The following is a 15,098-nucleotide window of genomic DNA, read 5'->3' on the forward strand; positions in this document are numbered from 1 at the left end:
GCTGCCGGTTTACCTGGCATGTCGGCCTTTGTGCGGTGGTGACGACGCTGTCCAAGGGGGTCGCTTGACGGGAGTGCGCCTTGCGGGCAGCCTGGATCGAAGATGTGCCGTGCACAGGAGATCGCGGGCTGGGGGCTGATTCGGGACTCTCGGTATTCCTGAGAGGTATTCGGGATACCGAGAGTGAAGCTTTTGTATTGCGCGGACGAACCGGAAGTTCGTTTATGCGCCCATTCTCCGGTGGGTCACCGATGCTATGAAAGGCCCGTTACTTGCAAAATTTGCAAGTAACGGGCCTTTCATAGCACGCTTGGTGAGTGTCCGATCCGGTACGCACCGGGCGATCGGTGAACAGACTGTGTGCCCTCGGCAGGATTCGAACCTGCGACACCTGCCTCCGGAGGGCAGTGCTCTATCCCCTGAGCTACGAGGGCGTTGCCGCCTGGGCGACTCCGAAAGCTTAGCGCATCCCGTCCGGGGGCCTCGCGCGCGGTGGTCGTTAGCCGTGGTGATGGTCCACGACGCGGGCCAGGAGCCGGGTCAGCTGCTCCCGTTCGGCGGGTTCCAGTGGCGCGAGGAAGACGTCCTGAGTCTCTCTGACCAGCTCTTCCAGGTGATCGAGCCGTCTCGTGCCCGTGCCGGTGAGGGTGATCAGGTTGCGCCTGCCGTCGGCCGGGTCGGGGGAGCGTTCGACGTAGTCCGCGTCGGCGAGTTCGTTGATGACGGCGACGACGTCGCTGCGGTCGATTCCGGTGGCGCGGCTCAAGGTGGCCTGGCTCGACGGGCCGTTCTCGTCGATGGCCGCGAGGATCCCGTAGTGGTACCGGCGGGCGCCGCTGCGGGCGAACTCGTCCAGGGCGAGCCGGTGGGCCACGGTGGCGGCCTGGTTGACCAGCCAGCTGGCCTTGGTGCGGAGCCGGACGGGGGCGGTGCTCATCGGGACAGCGTAGCGTTGGTGTCACCAACGAACTGGGGAGGCTGTCGTGATCGAACCTTACGAGGTGGGGATCCCCGAATCCGCCATCGCCGATCTACGGACCAGGCTGGGCGCCACGCGCTGGCCCGAGCCGGCCACTGTGGACGACTGGACCCAGGGTGTCCCGCTGGAGTTCGCGCGGGAGCTGTGCCGCCACTGGGCGGAGGACTACGACTTCGGCCTGGCCGGCCGCGTCAACGCCTTCCCGGGTTTCAAAACCACCGTGGACGGTCTCGGTATCCACTTCCTGCACGTCCGGTCGCCGGAGCCGGACGCGACGCCGCTCGTGCTCACGCACGGCTGGCCGGGTTCGGTGGTCGAGTTCCTCGACGTGCTCGGCCCGCTGACCGACCCCGCCGCGCACGGGGGCGACCCCGCGGACGCGTTCCACGTCGTGGCGCCGTCGCTGCCCGGGTTCGGCTGGAGCGACAAGCCGTCCGGGACGGGCTGGAACGTCGAGCGCATCGCGCGGGCGTGGGACGAGCTGATGGGCCAGCTCGGCTACGAGCGCTATGCCGCGCAGGGTGGCGACTGGGGTGCCGGGGTCACGAACATGCTCGCCAAGGTCGCGCCGGAGCGGTTGATCGCCGTCCACGTCAACATGGCGGGCGTCCCGTACGACGAGGCCAGGCTGGGTGAACCGACGGCCGAGGAGAAGGCCGCGATCGGTGACCTGATCCGGTTCCAGAAGGCCGGGGCCGCGTACTCGCAGCAGCAGGCCACGCGCCCGCAGACGGTCGGCTACGGGCTCACCGACTCGCCGGTGGCGCAGGCGGCCTGGATCGCTGAGAAGTTCTGGGAGTGGACCGACAACGACGGTTCGCCGGAGACCGCGCTGTCCTGGCGGCAGATGCTCGACGCGATCTCCGTCTACTGGTTCACCGGGACGGCCGCTTCGTCGGCGCGGATCTACTGGGAGAGCAAGGAGCGGGACCTCTCGGCGATTGAGGTTCCTTCGGGTATCTCGATCTTCCCGCGCGAGATCATCCGACCCTCACGGCGCTGGGCGGAGCTGCGCTACACCGATCTTCGCTGGTACGAGGTGCTGCCCAAGGGCGGCCACTTCGCCGCGTTCGAGCAGCCCGAGGCCTTCGTCGGCCAGTTGCGGGGGTTCTTCCGGTCGCTTCGGTAGCGGTCCGTGTCGGTATCAGGTTTCGGGAAGGCCCTCCTGGGGGATGGCTTCCTTGTGTGGCTTAAGACATGGTGAACTTAGGCTCACCTGTATTGCACATATGCGCATGTGACAATATATTCGGCCTGTCGACTTCACGAGAGGCGGAGCAATGGGTCACGGGCACGGGCATGGGACGGCCTCGCCGTCGAGCGCGTCAGGCCGCTACCTCAAGAGCCTGACGATCGCCCTGGTCATCGGCGCCGGCTTCATGGTCATGGAGTTCATCGTCGGGTTCGCCACCGGCTCGCTCGCGTTGATCTCCGACGCCGCGCACATGTTCACCGACGTCCTCGGGGTCGGCATGGCGCTGGCGGCGATCATGCTCGCCCGGCGCAGCGGCCCGACGCTCACCCGCACGTTCGGTTTCTACCGGGCCGAAGTGCTCGCGGCGCTGGGCAACGCCATCCTGTTGTTCGGCGTCGCGGGCTACGTCCTGGTCGAGGCCGTCGGCCGGATCAGCGACCCGCCCGTCGTACCCGGCCTGCCGGTGCTGCTGGCCGCGGCCGCGGGCCTGGTCGCGAACATCGTCTCGTTCCTGATCCTGCGCAAGGGCGCCGAGGAGAGCATCAACGTCCGGGGCGCGTACCTCGAAGTCCTCGCCGACCTCATCGGCTCCGTCGGGGTGCTGCTGAGCGGCGCGATCACGCTGCTGACCGGCTGGCGCTACGCCGACCCGATCATCGGTGTCGCGATCGGCCTGTTCGTCCTGCCCCGCACCTACGCCCTCGCCCGCCGTGCGCTGCGGATCCTGTTCCAGCACGCGCCGAAGGGGGTCGACGTCGCCGGGATCCAGGCCGAACTCGGCGAGCTGAAGGGCGTCGAGGACGTCCACGACCTGCACGTCTGGACGCTGACTTCGGGGATGGAGGTCGCTTCGGCGCATCTCACCATCGCGCCGACCGTCGAGCAGGCCGCGGTCCTGACCGAGGCCCAGAACCTCCTGGCCGATCGCTACTCGATCGAGCACGCGACGCTGCAGATAGAAGTGCCCCAGTGCGCGCAACGGTGCCGGGAACTCTCCTGGTAACCCCCCCCGCCCCCACAACGCGTTTCGTCCTCTAGTTGCGGTAGTTCGTGAAGCCAACTACCGCAACTAGAGGACGAAACGCGTAAGCCAAAGGTGGCGCAGCAGGGTCGATGGGCGGGAGCAGGGTCGCCAGGATGCCCTGACGCTCCCTCGACTGTCCTTAAGGGACACGTCTCGGGGTATCGACGTCCGGCCTGCGCGAGACCAGGGCGAAGGTGAAGTGGCAGCGGTGGCGCGGTCGAGGGGGGGGGGGGGGGGGGGGGGGGGGGGGCCAAACCCCCCCCCCCCCCCCCCAAACCCCCACCACGATGTCCGACGATGTCCACTTCTGTCAGTGAACCATTGAGCCTAGTGGTGGACACCCATTTGTGTTAGTGACCCGGCACTCTGCGCGTTAGTGGTGCTGAATTGATTACGCTCCGTCCGGAATTGCCGACACTTTGCGGTCGTATTGGTCTTCGTGTAGCGCGATCGTAACCTCGCGTGCTTAAGTGCGGGCCGAGTTCCCGCTAGTGTCGGCGGGCACACCGATCGTCCGCGGAGTTCGAGTTTCCGACCGACCGGACGGTGACTAAAACACCGAAATTCTCCTCAAGGGGTGCCAGATGCAGCAACTGCGGGTGACCCGAGCACGCCGTGTGGCCCTGATCGGGCTTGCCGGCGCACTCGCGGTCTCCATTTCCGCCTGTGCCGATTCGAAGCGTGAAGAAGGCGCAGGGGGTGGTTCAGGAGGCACCATGGTCTTCGGCGCCGCCGGTAACCCGAAGACTTTCGACCCGCTCTTCAACGACGACGGTGAGACCTTCCGCATCATCCGCCAGATGATGGACACGCTGATCATGAACAAGCCGGGCACGGCTGATCTCGAGCCCGGCCTCGCGGAGAAGTGGGAAGGCAGCAACGAAGGCAAGACTTGGACCTTCTCGCTGAAGAAGGGCGTCAAGTTCCACGACGGCACCCCGTTCAACGCCGAAGCGGTCTGCTTCAACTTCAACCGCATGTTCAACATGAAGGGCGCCGCCGCCCAGAGCCAGATGATCTACTACGGCGACGTCTTCGAGGGCTTCGCCAAGAACGAGGGTGACGCTTCCGGCGCCCCGGTGTTCAAGGACTGCCAGGCCAAGGACGAGTCGACCGCGATCCTGAACCTGAACAAGGCCAAGGGCGCCTTCCCGGCGGCCTTCACGCTGCCGTCGTTCTCCATCCAGAGCCCGGACGCGCTGAAGAAGTACAACGCGGACAACGTCACCCAGAGCGGTGACTCGTTCTCCTACCCCGAGTACGCGCTGCAGCACCCGACCGGCACCGGCCCGTTCAAGTTCGACAGCTGGGACCAGGCCAAGGGTGAGATCACGCTGTCGAAGGCGACCGACTCCCCGACCCAGACGGCCAAGCTCGACAAGCTGGTCTTCAAGGTCATCCCGGACGAGAACGCCCGCAAGCAGGCGCTGAAGGCCGGCGACATCCAGGGCTACGACTACCCGTCGCCCGCGGACTACGGCCTGCTGCGCAACGACGGCGAGCAGGTGCTCATCCGCCCGTCGTTCAACATCCTGTATCTGGGCATCAACCAGAAGAACAACCCGAAGCTGAAGGACCCCAACGTCCGCAAGGCGCTGGCCTACGGCCTCAACCGTGCGCAGTTCGTGAAGTCGAAGCTCCCCGAGGGCGCCGAGACCGCGACGCAGTTCGTGCCGAAGGCGATCGACGGCTACAACGACAACGTCACCAAGTACGACTACGACCTTCAGAAGGCGAAGGACCTGCTGAAGGCAGCCGGCGCCGAGGGCATGACGCTGAAGTTCTACTACCCGACCGAGGTCACCCGGCCGTACATGCCGAACCCGGCCGACATCTTCACCTCGCTGTCCGAGGACATGAAGGCCATGGGCATCAAGGTCGAGCCGATCGCCAAGCCGTGGAACGGTGGCTACAAGGACGACGTCCAGAAGGCGGGCAAGCAGGACGTGCACCTGCTCGGCTGGACCGGTGACTACAACGACGCCGGTAACTTCGTGGGTACCTTCTTCGGCCGCGAGAAGCCGGAGTTCGGCTTCAGCAACCCGGAGCTGTTCTCGGCCATCTCGGCCGCGGACGCCGCGCCCGCCGGTGAGGCGCACACCAAGGCGTACCAGGAAGTGAACCAGAAGATCATGGAGTACCTGCCCGCCATCCCGATCTCCTACGGTCCCCCGGCGATCGTCGTCGGCCCGAAGGTGAAGGGCCTGGTCGCCAGCCCGCTGACCGACGAGCGCTTCTACACCGTCACGGTCAACTGATCCACTACCACTGAGTCGCAGGGGGTGGGTGCTACCGCACCCACCCCCTTCGGCCCATTCCCGGGCTGGCAACAAAGGAACGCACGTGCTCCGTTTTCTCGTGCGTCGGCTGCTACAAGCGATACCGACGCTCTTGATCCTGTCCATTTTGATCTTCGCCTGGCTCCGGTCACTGCCCGGTGGCCCCGCCGGCGCCCTGCTGGGTGACAAGGCGACCCCGGAGAAGATCGCCGACCTGAACAAGCTCCTCGGCCTCGACGATCCGATTTTCGTCCAGTATTTCAAGTTCCTCGGCCGGGCCATCACCGGCGACTTCGGCAACTCGCTGGTCTCCGCCCAGCCGGTCATGTCGGAGATCGGGAACTTCCTCCCCGCCACCCTCGAGCTCGGCTTCTGCGCGATGCTCATCGCGGTGGGGCTCGGCATCCCGTTCGGCTACCTGTCCGCCCGCTTCCACGGCGGGGTGGTCGACAACGTCATCATCGTGTTCTCGCTGATCGGCGTCGCCGTGCCGGTGTTCTTCCTCGGCTACATGATGCAGGACGCGCTGGCCGCGCCGCTGGGACTTCCGTCGCAGGGCCGTCAGATGGCCGGGCTCGACGCCACCACCGTCACCGGTTTCGCGGTCTTCGACGGCATCATCACCCAGGAATGGGACGCCGCCTGGGACGCGATCACCCACTTGATCCTGCCCGCGTTCGCGCTCGCCACCATCCCGCTCGCGGTGATCGTCCGGATCACCCGCGCGTCGGTGCTGGACGTGATGAACGAGGACTTCATCCGCACCGCCAATTCGAAGGGCCTCACCCAGCCGGTCGTCCGGCGACGCCACGTGCTTCGCAACGGCCTGCTGCCGGTGGTCACCGTCATCGGCCTGCAGACCGGCGCGCTGCTCGGTGGCGCCGTGCTGACCGAACGGGTGTTCAACTTCCGCGGCCTCGGCTTCCTGCTCGCCGAAGGCATCGAACGGCGTGACTACCCGCGGCTGCAGGCGCTGCTGCTGTTCGGCGCGCTGGTCTACGTGCTGGTGAACATGCTGGTCGACGTCTCGTACGGGCTCATCGACCCGAGGGTGCGTGTCCGATGAACACATTGCTGAACAAGAAGAAAGAGCCGATCGACAAGCTCGCCGCGACGTCGGCGAAGGGGCACAGCCTCGGTGGCGAGGCGATCCGCCGGATGCTGCGGAGCCCGGTGGCGATCACCGGCGGCGTGATCACCGGACTTTTCCTGCTGCTGGCGATTCTGGCGCCGTTCATCGCGCCGAAGGACCCCTACGAGCGGTACCTGCAGAGCGAGGTCATCCTCGGGCAGGGCATCATCCCCGGCGCACAGGCCGGTTTCCCGCTCGGTGTCGACGACTTCGGCCGCGACTACCTTTCGCGGCTGCTGGTCGGCGCGCAGAACACGCTGATGGTCGGTGTGCTCGCGACGGTCATCGGCGTCGTGGTCGGCATGATCATCGGCGGGCTCGCCGGCGCGTTCGGCGGCTGGGTCGACACGGTGCTGATGCGCCTCGTCGACGTCATGCTGTCGGTGCCGTCGCTGCTGCTGGCGATCTCGGTCGCCGCGCTGTTCGAGAAGCCGAGCCAGTGGACCGTGATCGTGGCGGTGTCGATGGTCGGCGTGCCGATCTTCGCGCGATTGCTGCGCGGTTCGATGCTCGCGCAGAGAAACAGCGACCACGTGCTCGCGGCGACGTCGCTCGGCGTCAAACGCGGGGCGATCGTGTTGCGGCACATGCTGCCCAACTCACTCGGCCCGCTCATCGTGCAGGCCACGCTGACGCTGGCGACCGCGATCCTCGAGGCCGCGGCGCTGTCGTTCCTCGGTCTCGGTGACCCGGACCCGAACCGGGCGGAATGGGGAATCATGCTGAGCCGCAGTGCTCGGCAGTTCCTCGACATCCGCCCCGAGCTGGCGTATTACCCGGCCATCGCGATCATCATCGTCGCGCTCGGGTTCACGCTGCTCGGCGAGTCCTTGCGGGAAGCCCTCGATCCGAAGAACAGGCGGTGATTTCTGATGGCCCTCCTCGAAGTACGCGACCTCAAGGTCGTTTTCCAGCGGCGCGGTGAGAAGCCGTTCACCGCGGTGGACGAGGTCAGTTTCGACGTCGAACCCGGCCAGACGGTCGGCCTCGTCGGCGAGTCCGGCTGTGGCAAGTCCGTGACGTCACTGGCGATCATGCGGCTGCTCGCGAAACGCGGCAACCACGTCAGCGGTTCGGTGTCGTTCGAAGGCGCGGATCTGCTTCGCCTGTCGGACAAGGAAATGCGGGACCGCCGGGGTCGCGACCTCGGCATGGTCTTCCAGGACCCGCTGTCCTCGCTGAACCCGGTCATCCCGATCGGCCTGCAGATCACCGAGGTGCTGGAGCGGCACCGCGGGATGTCGCGCAAGGTGGCGTCGGTGGAAGCGGCGGAACTGCTGGACAAGGTCGGCATCCCCGACCCGTCGAGGCGGCTTTCCGAGTACCCGCACCAGCTTTCCGGCGGGATGCGGCAGCGCGCGCTGATCGCGATCGCGCTGGCGTGCCGTCCGCGGCTGCTCATCGCCGACGAGCCGACCACCGCGCTCGACGTGACGATCCAGGCGCAGATCCTCGCGCTGCTGCGGGAACTGGTGCAGGACACCGGAACCGCGCTGATCATGATCACGCACGACCTCGGGGTCGTCGCCGGTCTCTGCGACGAGGTCAACGTGCTCTACGGCGGCAAGATCGTCGAGCGCGCCGAACGGCACGCGCTGTTCGCCGAGCCGCGGCATCCGTACACGCACGGCCTGCTCGCCTCGATCCCGCGTCTCGACGCGGGCCGCGGCGAGAAACTGATTCCCATCAAGGGATCCGTCTCCGACAACATCCCGTGGGTCGGCGGTTGCGCCTTCGCGCCCCGCTGCCCGAACGCTCTCGGCGTGTGCCGGGAGGTTTCACCGCAGCTGACCCCCGATCGCGGTGGGCTGCTGCGCTGCCACAACCCGGTGATCCCGGCCGTGGCCGCACGAGGAGGGGCACGATGACCTCAGTGGTTCCGCAGCAGGAAGTGCTGCTCGAGGTCAACGACCTCAAGGTGCACTTCCCGATCAAGCGCGGCATCGTCTTCGACAAGACGGTCGGGCACGTGTACGCCGTCGACGGTGTCGACCTGGCCATCCGCAAGGGTGAAACCTACGGCCTGGTCGGCGAATCCGGATGTGGCAAGTCCACTTTGGGCAGGGCGATCCTCCGGCTGACCGAGCTGACGAACGGCAACGTCGTCTTCGACGGGACGGACGTCGCCGGGCTCAAGGGCGAGGCGCTGCGCAAGGCCCGCCGCCGGATGCAGATGGTGTTCCAGGACCCGATGTCCTCTTTGGACCCCCGGCAGTCGGTGGAATCCATTCTGCGGGAGGGCATGAAGGCGCACGGCCTCGACAAGGACAAGGAAGCGACGGCCAAGCGGCTGCGCGAACTCCTGTCCGCCGTCGGGCTTCCCGAGTCCGCGCTGCGGAAGTACCCGCACGAGTTCTCCGGTGGTCAGCGCCAGCGCATCGGCATCGCGCGGGCGCTCGCCGTCGAGCCGGACCTGATCGTCGCCGACGAACCGGTGTCCGCGCTGGACGTCTCGGTGCAGGCGCAGGTGATCAACCTCCTGGAAGACCTGCAGCAGAAGCTCGGGCTCACCTACCTGGTGATCGCGCACGACCTCGCGGTGGTGCGGCACATCTCCGACCGCATCGGCGTGATGTACCTCGGCTCGCTGGTCGAAGAGGCCGACGCCGACGCGCTGTACGAGAACCCGCTGCACCCGTACACGCGGGCGCTGCTCTCGGCGATCCCCGTGCCGGACCCGGAGGTGGAGGACAGCCGGGAGCAGATCCTGCTCGCGGGCGACCTGCCCTCGCCGGCGCGGCCGCCGTCCGGGTGCCGGTTCCACACGCGGTGCCCGTGGAAGCAGCAGAGCCTGTGCGACACCGACCGCCCGCAGTTGCGGGAGATCGGCGCCGGGCACCGGGTGGCCTGCCACTACGCGGAGGACATCCGTGACGGCCGGATCCGGCCGCACGAGGTCAAGGCGGAACTCGTCGAGTCCGGGGACCTGAACCCCGACATCGGCGGCCTGCCGGACGTCGGCTCGGCGGCCGAGATCCTGTAGGTCTTCGGGTCACCGGACGCTAGGAAAGGCCCGTTACTGGCAAATTTTGCCAGTAACGGGCCTTTCCTAGCATGGGGGACCGCCACGCACGACCCTCGCGTGACCAGGCACGGGCCGCCGCCATCAGGCAGACTCGGTGTCATGCGGGTCACAGTGCTGGGTGCGTCGGGGCGGACGGGGATTCACGTGGTCCGGCTTCTGCGGGGGCGGGGACATCGGGTGCGGGCGGGCTTGCGCAGCCGTCGCCGGGCCGAGGAGGTCGCCGGGCTCGGCGCCGAAACCGTGGTCGCGGACGTCACCGCCGACGCGGACGACCTCGTCGAGGCCCTCGCCGGTTCCGAGGTGGTGATCAGCGCGATCGGCGCGCCCGATCCGGATCAGGCGTCGGTCGACCTCGTCGACCGCGACGGCGTGATCACCGCGATCCGCGCCGCGGAGAAGGCGGGTGTCGCGCGGTTCGTGCAGCTTTCCGCGCAGTTCGCGGATTCGCCCGATCAGGGCGATCGCCTGGTGCGCTCGATCCTGATGGCGAAGCAGATCTCCGACAGCATCCTCCGCCGCTCCAGTCTGAACTGGACGATCGTCCGTCCCGGCACGCTCACCGACGATCCGCCCAGCGGGCACGTCAAGATCGCCGGTCACCTCGAACCGGGCCGCGTCTCCCGTGCCGACGTCGCCGCCGTCATGGTCGCGACCCTCGAGGAACCGTTGGCCGAGAACCAGGGGTTCGACGTCATCGGCGGCGACATCCCGATCCCGTCGGCCCTGTCCTCGTTCAGCTGAGCGCTTTCTTCCGCTCCCGCGACGCCCGCAGGTTCGCGACGTTCCCGCAGGTCTTCACGTCGTGCCAGACCCCGCTGTTGTTGCGCGAGACGTCGTAGAACGCCGAGCGGCAGCCGTCGAGGCGGCACAGTTTCAGCCGCGGCCAGATCCCGGACTGCTGCGCGAGCAGCGTCTCCGTCCACAGTGCCGAAGCGAGCCAGTGCCGTCCGGTGCCCGACGGGAACAGCCGGACGACGCCGTCCCTCAGCGCCAGATCGGCCTTGATCGGCTTCTCGACGGCCGCGTCGTCGCCGTCCAAGAGCGAAACGAACGACTCCCGCAGGTCCCGAAGCGCGCGAAGGTCGCCTGAGCCCAGCGTGATCTCGGGCACTTCGGCGTCCCGGGTCCGCGACCATTCCGCCAGCGCTTCGCCGGCCCAGGGCCGCGCCAAGTCGGCGTCGCCCAGCAGGTCGAGGCCGTGCGTCTTGATCGCCTTCGTGTTGAGGAAGTCCTGAACGAGCGCCAGCCCCGAGGGGGCGGTGCGCAACCGGTACCGGTCCGTCGCGGTCCATGACATAGGTCAAGCGTACTTGACTCTGTCGCTGCGCGCCTCCATGCTGACGACAGAGGCAAAAGCAGAACACTTCTGTCAAGGGAGCAAGTCATGACCACCATCGAGGGTGCCGTCGTCCTGGTGACCGGCGGGCAGCGCGGGCTCGGCAAGGCGTTCGTCGCCGAACTGCTCGACCGCGGCGCCGCCAAGGTCTACGCGACCGCCAGGACGCCGCGCGAGGAGACCGATCCGCGGATCGTCCCGCTCCCGCTCGACGTCACCGACGCGGAGTCCGTCCGCGCGCTGATCGAGAAGGCGGGCGACGCCACGATCGTCTTCAACAACGCAGGTGTCCTCGGCCTCGGATCGCTGCTGACCGAGCCCGTCGACGCGCACCGCCCGGTCTTCGAGACGAACGTCTTCGGCGCGCTGCGCATCGCGCAAGCGTTTGCGCCGCAGCTCAAGGACGGCGGCGCGCTGGTCGACGTCCATTCCGTCCTGTCGTGGGCCGCGGGTTCGGGTTCGTACGGCGCGTCGAAAGCCGCGTTCTGGTCGATCACCAATTCGCTCCGGATCGAGTTCGCCGAGCAGGGCACGCAGGTCGTCGGCGTTCACCTCGGCTACACCGACACCGACATGACCCAGGGCCTCGAGGTCGAGAAGAACGACCCGCGCGACGTCGCCCGGCTGGTCGTCGACGGCCTCGAAAAGGGCGAGACCGAGGTGCTCACCGACGACGTCACCCGCCGCGTGAAGGCCGCGCTGTCCGGGCCGGTCGAACACCTCGGCACCAGCCGGATCGGTGCCTAGAAAACCGCTGGCGGAGGCGCTCCCGCCCAGGTAACTTCGCCGCCATGTGTGCTTCCGCCTTCACCAGGACCCGCCGCGCCTAGCGGCGGATCCCCGCGTCCAGCAAGGAACCGCCGCCCGAGCGAGTCATCGCCGGGCCTGCTCCAGGCTGCCCGGCTCACCTTGAAGCCGCGGAGACCCCTTGCGCACACATCGTCCTGGCCGTCATGAGCTCGGCCAGAACTTCCTCATCGACCGGAAAACCATCGCGAACCTGGTAGAGCTCGTCGCCGGAACCGACGGGCCGATCATCGAATTCGGCACGGGCGACGGCGCGCTCACCCTGCCGCTGGAACGGCTCGGCAGGCCGCTGACGGGCGTCGAAATCGACGACCGCCGTGCCGTCCGGCTGGCGGGCCGCGTCGGGCCGTCCACGGAGATCGTCACCGCGGACTTCCTGCGGTTCCCCCTGCCGAAGACGCCCTGCGTCCTGGTCGGCAACCTGCCGTTCCATCTGACCACCGCGACGCTTCGCCACGTCCTCGCCGCGCCTGGCTGGACCGACGCCGTGCTGCTCGTGCAGTGGGAGGTGGCGCGCCGCCGGGCAGGGGTCGGGGGCGCGACCATGATGACCGCGCAGTGGTGGCCGTGGTTCGACTTCGGGCTGGCCGGACGGGTCCCCGCGGCGGCGTTCCGTCCCCGGCCCGGCGTCGACGGCGGCCTGCTGACCATGACCCGCCGCGACCGTCCGCTCGTCGACGACGCGGATCGTGAGCGCTACCAGGACTTCGTACGGCGGGTGTTCACCGGGAACGGCAGGGAAATCGCGTCGGGTGCGCTGCCCAAGAGCCTCACCGCACACCAGTGGGCTGAGGTGTTTCGGCTTCGGCGAGGAAGTCCGGCTCGCGCACGCGGCGCTTGGTCGAACCGAACAGCACCCCGCCGATGACGACGGCCGCCGCGACGACTTCGAGCAGCGTCGGCCGCTCGTCGAGCACGAGGAACGCCATCGACAGCCCGACCACCGGCACCAGCAGGGAGAACGGCGCGACCACGCCCGCCGGGTTGCGGCGCATCAGCGACGTCCAGATCCCGGAGCCGATGATCGTGCCGAACACCACGACGTAGGCAAGGCCGCCGAGGCCGATCAGCCCGGTGGGAGTGCCGAGCGTGCTCAGCGAGTGGCCGATCTCCGCCGGGCCTTCCATCGCCAGCGACAGCGCGAACATCGGCAGCGGCGGCACCACGGACATCCAGAGGACGAAGTTCAGCGGGTTGTCCGGTGCCGCCTGCCGCGTGCTCAGGTTCCCGAAAGCCCAGCTCAGCGCGCCGAGCAGGGTCAGGATCACCGGCAGCAGGGCGGCGTTCCCGGCCTGCTGCCAGGCGATCGTCGCCATCCCGGCGACGGCGAGCAGTATCCCGGCGAGCTGCCGTCCGGAGACGCGTTCCCGCAGGAAGACGGCGCCGAGCAGGACGGTGAACGGGGCCGAAGCCTGCAGCACCAGTGACGCGAGGCCGGTCGGCATGCCGGTGTCCATCGCGATGAAGAGGAACGCGAACTGCCCGGTGCCGAAGCCGAGCCCGTAGCCGAGCAGGTGGCGGATCTTCACCTTCGGCCAGGGCACGAACAGGATGGTCGGGATCGCGATGACCGCGAAGCGCAGCCCGCCGGCGAAGACGGGAGGGAACTGCCCGAGGGTGGCGTGGATGGCGAGGAAGTTGCAGCCCCACAGGACGACGACGAGCAGGGCGAGCAAACGGTCGCGAGCGGGCATGCCTTCACTCTTACGGGGGCATATCGTGAAGGACAAGCGCTAATATTTTCAGTGACCGTTCAGTTTTGCTTCACATATGCTGGCGGTATGGACATCGGCCGGTTGCGGACCCTGCGGGAGTTCGCCGATCGCGGCAGCGTGACGGCGGCCGCGAAGGCGCTGCACTGCACGCCGTCCGCGGTATCCCAGCAACTCCGCGCCCTGCAGAGCGACGTCGGGCTCGCGCTGACGGAACCGGCCGGCCGGGGGCTCCGGCTGACCGACGCCGGCCGCGCGCTGGTCGCCCGCGCGGACGACGTGCTCGCCGCGCTCGACCGCGCGGAGTCCGAATTGGACACTTACCGCCGGGCCCCGCGCGGCCGGGTCCGGGTGGCGATCTTCCAGTCGGCCGGGCTGATGCTGCTCCCCGGGCTGCTGCGCCGGACGGCGGAATTCGAAGGGCTGGACGTCATCGTGCGCGACGTCGACATGACGCCACCGGAGGTTCCCGGGCTCGTCGCGGACTACGACATCGTGGTGGCGCACCGGGACGAGCACGCGCCGTCGCTCGGCTCGGAACGGCTGGAGACGCGGCATCTGCTGCGCGAACCGCTCGACGTCGCGCTCCCCGTCGGGCATCGGCTCGCGAAACGGCGCCGCATCGAACTCGCCGAACTGGCCGACGAACGCTGGATCAGCGTCAACGCCGGGTTCCCGGTGGACGACATCCTCCAGTCGCTGATCATCCGCACCGGTGTGCGCCCGCAGGTCGTCCAGCGCATCAACGACTTCCGCATCACCGAACGGCTCGTCGCCGCCGGGCACGGGATCGCGCTGCTGCCCCGGTACACAATGGACACCCGGCGGGGCAGTGGCCTGGTCTGCCGCCCGCTGGCCGGGATCAAGGCGGCGCGGCATGTGGAGGCCGTCTGCCGGCTCGGCGCGTCTTCGCGGCCCGCCGTGGCGAAGATCCTCGACGCGCTCGCGGACGAGGTCGCCGCGCTCACGGGCGAGCGTGACTCCGCAGGTGGTCCAGCGCGAGCTTGAGCGCGTCCTCGATCGGGGTGACGTCGTGCCGCAGGTGGGCCATCAACAGGCCGCCCTGGACGCACGCCATCGCTGTCTGGGCGAGCCTCGCCGTGTCGGCGTCATCGGCAAGCTTTCCCTGATCCCGCAAGGATTTCAGGCCGTTTTCGAGATGTGATTCCCACTCGCGGTATGCCTTGTCCAGCAGTGGCGCGATCTTCGGGTCGTCCCCGAGTTCGCCGGCGAGGTTGCCGAGCGGGCAGGGGATCGGTCCCTTGGGAGTGGTCTGGATGGCGAGGATCTCCTGTGCCCACTGCTCGAAGTCGGCCCAGCCGTGCAGCGCGAAGATCGTCGGCTGGTTGCCGAGGATGTTCTCCAGGAAGCGCGCGATGACCGCTTCGACGAGCTGTTCCTTGTTCTTGAAGTAGTGGTACATCTGCGATTTCCCGGCCCCGCTCGCCGCGAGCACCTTGTCGACACTCGTCCCGGCGACGCCGTTGACGTACATCAGCTCCGCCGCCGCGTCGACGATCGCGTCCCGCGTCAGCCGTCCGCGAGGTGTTTTCGCCGGTTGACCATCCATGTACCGAATAGTACAGTCGGCTGCACTGTACCAATCAGT

General features: G+C 67.9%; 15 protein-coding genes and 1 tRNA gene. 11 read left to right on the forward strand and 5 right to left on the reverse strand.

The features are described from left to right. Positions 1 to 361: 361 nt before the first annotated feature. A tRNA-Arg gene (locus tag ACZ5IK_RS00085) sits at positions 362 to 434 on the reverse strand. Between the two features lie 65 nt (positions 435 to 499). After that, complete coding sequence (locus ACZ5IK_RS00090; protein ID WP_465485858.1) at positions 500 to 937, reverse strand: MarR family winged helix-turn-helix transcriptional regulator; 438 nt, start codon at positions 935 to 937, stop codon at positions 500 to 502. A 46-nt stretch (positions 938 to 983) separates the two neighbouring features. Here ACZ5IK_RS00090 and ACZ5IK_RS00095 point away from each other — a divergent pair, with 46 nt between their 5' ends. The 8 genes from ACZ5IK_RS00095 (at position 984) to ACZ5IK_RS00130 (ending at position 10,375) form a co-directional block, all read left to right on the forward strand. After that, positions 984 to 2,108, forward strand: coding sequence for an epoxide hydrolase family protein (locus tag ACZ5IK_RS00095; RefSeq protein ID WP_465485859.1), 1,125 nt, complete (start codon positions 984 to 986; stop codon positions 2,106 to 2,108). Positions 2,109 to 2,259: 151 nt separating this feature from the next. Beyond that, the gene (locus tag ACZ5IK_RS00100; RefSeq protein WP_465485860.1) at positions 2,260 to 3,177 is read left to right on the forward strand and encodes a cation diffusion facilitator family transporter; all 918 of its coding nucleotides are present in this window, start codon (positions 2,260 to 2,262) and stop codon (positions 3,175 to 3,177) included. Between the two features lie 605 nt (positions 3,178 to 3,782). Continuing rightward, positions 3,783 to 5,456, forward strand: coding sequence for an ABC transporter substrate-binding protein (locus ACZ5IK_RS00105; protein ID WP_465485861.1), 1,674 nt, complete (start codon positions 3,783 to 3,785; stop codon positions 5,454 to 5,456). Positions 5,457 to 5,541: 85 nt separating this feature from the next. After that, the gene (locus tag ACZ5IK_RS00110; protein WP_465485862.1) at positions 5,542 to 6,543 is read left to right on the forward strand and encodes an ABC transporter permease; all 1,002 of its coding nucleotides are present in this window, start codon (positions 5,542 to 5,544) and stop codon (positions 6,541 to 6,543) included. Further along, positions 6,540 to 7,475 (forward strand): ABC transporter permease, encoded by a 936-nt coding sequence (locus ACZ5IK_RS00115; protein WP_465485863.1) that lies wholly within the window; start codon positions 6,540 to 6,542, stop codon positions 7,473 to 7,475. The genes ACZ5IK_RS00110 and ACZ5IK_RS00115 overlap by 4 nt, the downstream gene beginning before the upstream one ends. A gap of 6 nt (positions 7,476 to 7,481) precedes the next feature. Further along, a complete protein-coding gene (locus tag ACZ5IK_RS00120) occupies positions 7,482 to 8,477 on the forward strand; it encodes an ABC transporter ATP-binding protein (RefSeq protein WP_465485864.1) in 996 nt (331 codons plus the stop codon). Next, positions 8,474 to 9,592 carry an ABC transporter ATP-binding protein gene (locus ACZ5IK_RS00125; protein WP_465485865.1) on the forward strand — a complete coding sequence of 373 codons (1,119 nt, stop codon included), beginning with the start codon at positions 8,474 to 8,476 and terminating at the stop codon, positions 9,590 to 9,592. Before ACZ5IK_RS00120 ends, ACZ5IK_RS00125 begins: the two co-directional genes overlap by 4 nt. 141 nt (positions 9,593 to 9,733) lie before the next feature. Next, positions 9,734 to 10,375, forward strand: coding sequence for an SDR family oxidoreductase (locus ACZ5IK_RS00130; RefSeq protein ID WP_465485866.1), 642 nt, complete (start codon positions 9,734 to 9,736; stop codon positions 10,373 to 10,375). Here the strand turns inward: ACZ5IK_RS00130 and ACZ5IK_RS00135 are convergent. Continuing rightward, positions 10,368 to 10,931: a CGNR zinc finger domain-containing protein gene (locus ACZ5IK_RS00135; protein WP_465485867.1), complete on the reverse strand. Its 564-nt coding sequence runs from the start codon at positions 10,929 to 10,931 to the stop codon at positions 10,368 to 10,370. The genes ACZ5IK_RS00130 and ACZ5IK_RS00135 overlap by 8 nt on opposite strands. An 87-nt stretch (positions 10,932 to 11,018) precedes the next feature. Here ACZ5IK_RS00135 and ACZ5IK_RS00140 point away from each other — a divergent pair, with 87 nt between their 5' ends. Both ACZ5IK_RS00140 and erm read left to right on the forward strand, forming a co-directional pair. After that, complete coding sequence (locus ACZ5IK_RS00140) at positions 11,019 to 11,717, forward strand: SDR family oxidoreductase (protein WP_465485868.1); 699 nt, start codon at positions 11,019 to 11,021, stop codon at positions 11,715 to 11,717. A gap of 181 nt (positions 11,718 to 11,898) precedes the next feature. Further along, positions 11,899 to 12,645: a 23S ribosomal RNA methyltransferase Erm gene (gene erm / locus ACZ5IK_RS00145; RefSeq protein WP_465485869.1), complete on the forward strand. Its 747-nt coding sequence runs from the start codon at positions 11,899 to 11,901 to the stop codon at positions 12,643 to 12,645. On the opposite strand, the gene ACZ5IK_RS00150 is transcribed toward erm, so the two are convergent. Next, positions 12,548 to 13,471 carry an EamA family transporter gene (locus tag ACZ5IK_RS00150; protein WP_465485870.1) on the reverse strand — a complete coding sequence of 308 codons (924 nt, stop codon included), beginning with the start codon at positions 13,469 to 13,471 and terminating at the stop codon, positions 12,548 to 12,550. The two genes, erm and ACZ5IK_RS00150, sit on opposite strands and share 98 nt — an antisense overlap. Before the next feature lie 87 nt (positions 13,472 to 13,558). Between ACZ5IK_RS00150 and ACZ5IK_RS00155 the strand changes: the two genes are divergently transcribed. Beyond that, complete coding sequence (locus tag ACZ5IK_RS00155) at positions 13,559 to 14,497, forward strand: LysR family transcriptional regulator (protein ID WP_101611178.1); 939 nt, start codon at positions 13,559 to 13,561, stop codon at positions 14,495 to 14,497. On the opposite strand, the gene ACZ5IK_RS00160 is transcribed toward ACZ5IK_RS00155, so the two are convergent. Then, positions 14,454 to 15,059 carry a TetR/AcrR family transcriptional regulator gene (locus ACZ5IK_RS00160; RefSeq protein WP_465485871.1) on the reverse strand — a complete coding sequence of 202 codons (606 nt, stop codon included), beginning with the start codon at positions 15,057 to 15,059 and terminating at the stop codon, positions 14,454 to 14,456. The genes ACZ5IK_RS00155 and ACZ5IK_RS00160 overlap by 44 nt on opposite strands. Positions 15,060 to 15,098 lie beyond the last annotated feature (39 nt).

The organism is Amycolatopsis sp. NPDC031561 (assembly GCF_055580625.1).

Bases quoted from the DNA above. Each gene is read 5' to 3' on its own strand.
- ACZ5IK_RS00090 (WP_465485858.1), bottom strand. From the start codon at position 937: ATGAGCACCGCCCCCGTCCGGCTCCGCACCAAGGCCAGCTGGCTGGTC.
- ACZ5IK_RS00100 (WP_465485860.1), top strand. From the start codon at position 2,260: ATGGGTCACGGGCACGGGCATGGGACGGCCTCGCCGTCGAGCGCGTCA.
- ACZ5IK_RS00105 (WP_465485861.1), top strand. From the start codon at position 3,783: ATGCAGCAACTGCGGGTGACCCGAGCACGCCGTGTGGCCCTGATCGGG.
- ACZ5IK_RS00115 (WP_465485863.1), top strand. From the start codon at position 6,540: ATGAACACATTGCTGAACAAGAAGAAAGAGCCGATCGACAAGCTCGCC.
- ACZ5IK_RS00120 (WP_465485864.1), top strand. From the start codon at position 7,482: ATGGCCCTCCTCGAAGTACGCGACCTCAAGGTCGTTTTCCAGCGGCGC.
- ACZ5IK_RS00125 (WP_465485865.1), top strand. From the start codon at position 8,474: ATGACCTCAGTGGTTCCGCAGCAGGAAGTGCTGCTCGAGGTCAACGAC.
- ACZ5IK_RS00130 (WP_465485866.1), top strand. From the start codon at position 9,734: ATGCGGGTCACAGTGCTGGGTGCGTCGGGGCGGACGGGGATTCACGTG.
- ACZ5IK_RS00135 (WP_465485867.1), bottom strand. From the start codon at position 10,931: ATGTCATGGACCGCGACGGACCGGTACCGGTTGCGCACCGCCCCCTCG.
- ACZ5IK_RS00140 (WP_465485868.1), top strand. From the start codon at position 11,019: ATGACCACCATCGAGGGTGCCGTCGTCCTGGTGACCGGCGGGCAGCGC.
- ACZ5IK_RS00150 (WP_465485870.1), bottom strand. From the start codon at position 13,471: ATGCCCGCTCGCGACCGTTTGCTCGCCCTGCTCGTCGTCGTCCTGTGG.
- ACZ5IK_RS00155 (WP_101611178.1), top strand. From the start codon at position 13,559: ATGGACATCGGCCGGTTGCGGACCCTGCGGGAGTTCGCCGATCGCGGC.
- ACZ5IK_RS00160 (WP_465485871.1), bottom strand. From the start codon at position 15,059: ATGGATGGTCAACCGGCGAAAACACCTCGCGGACGGCTGACGCGGGAC.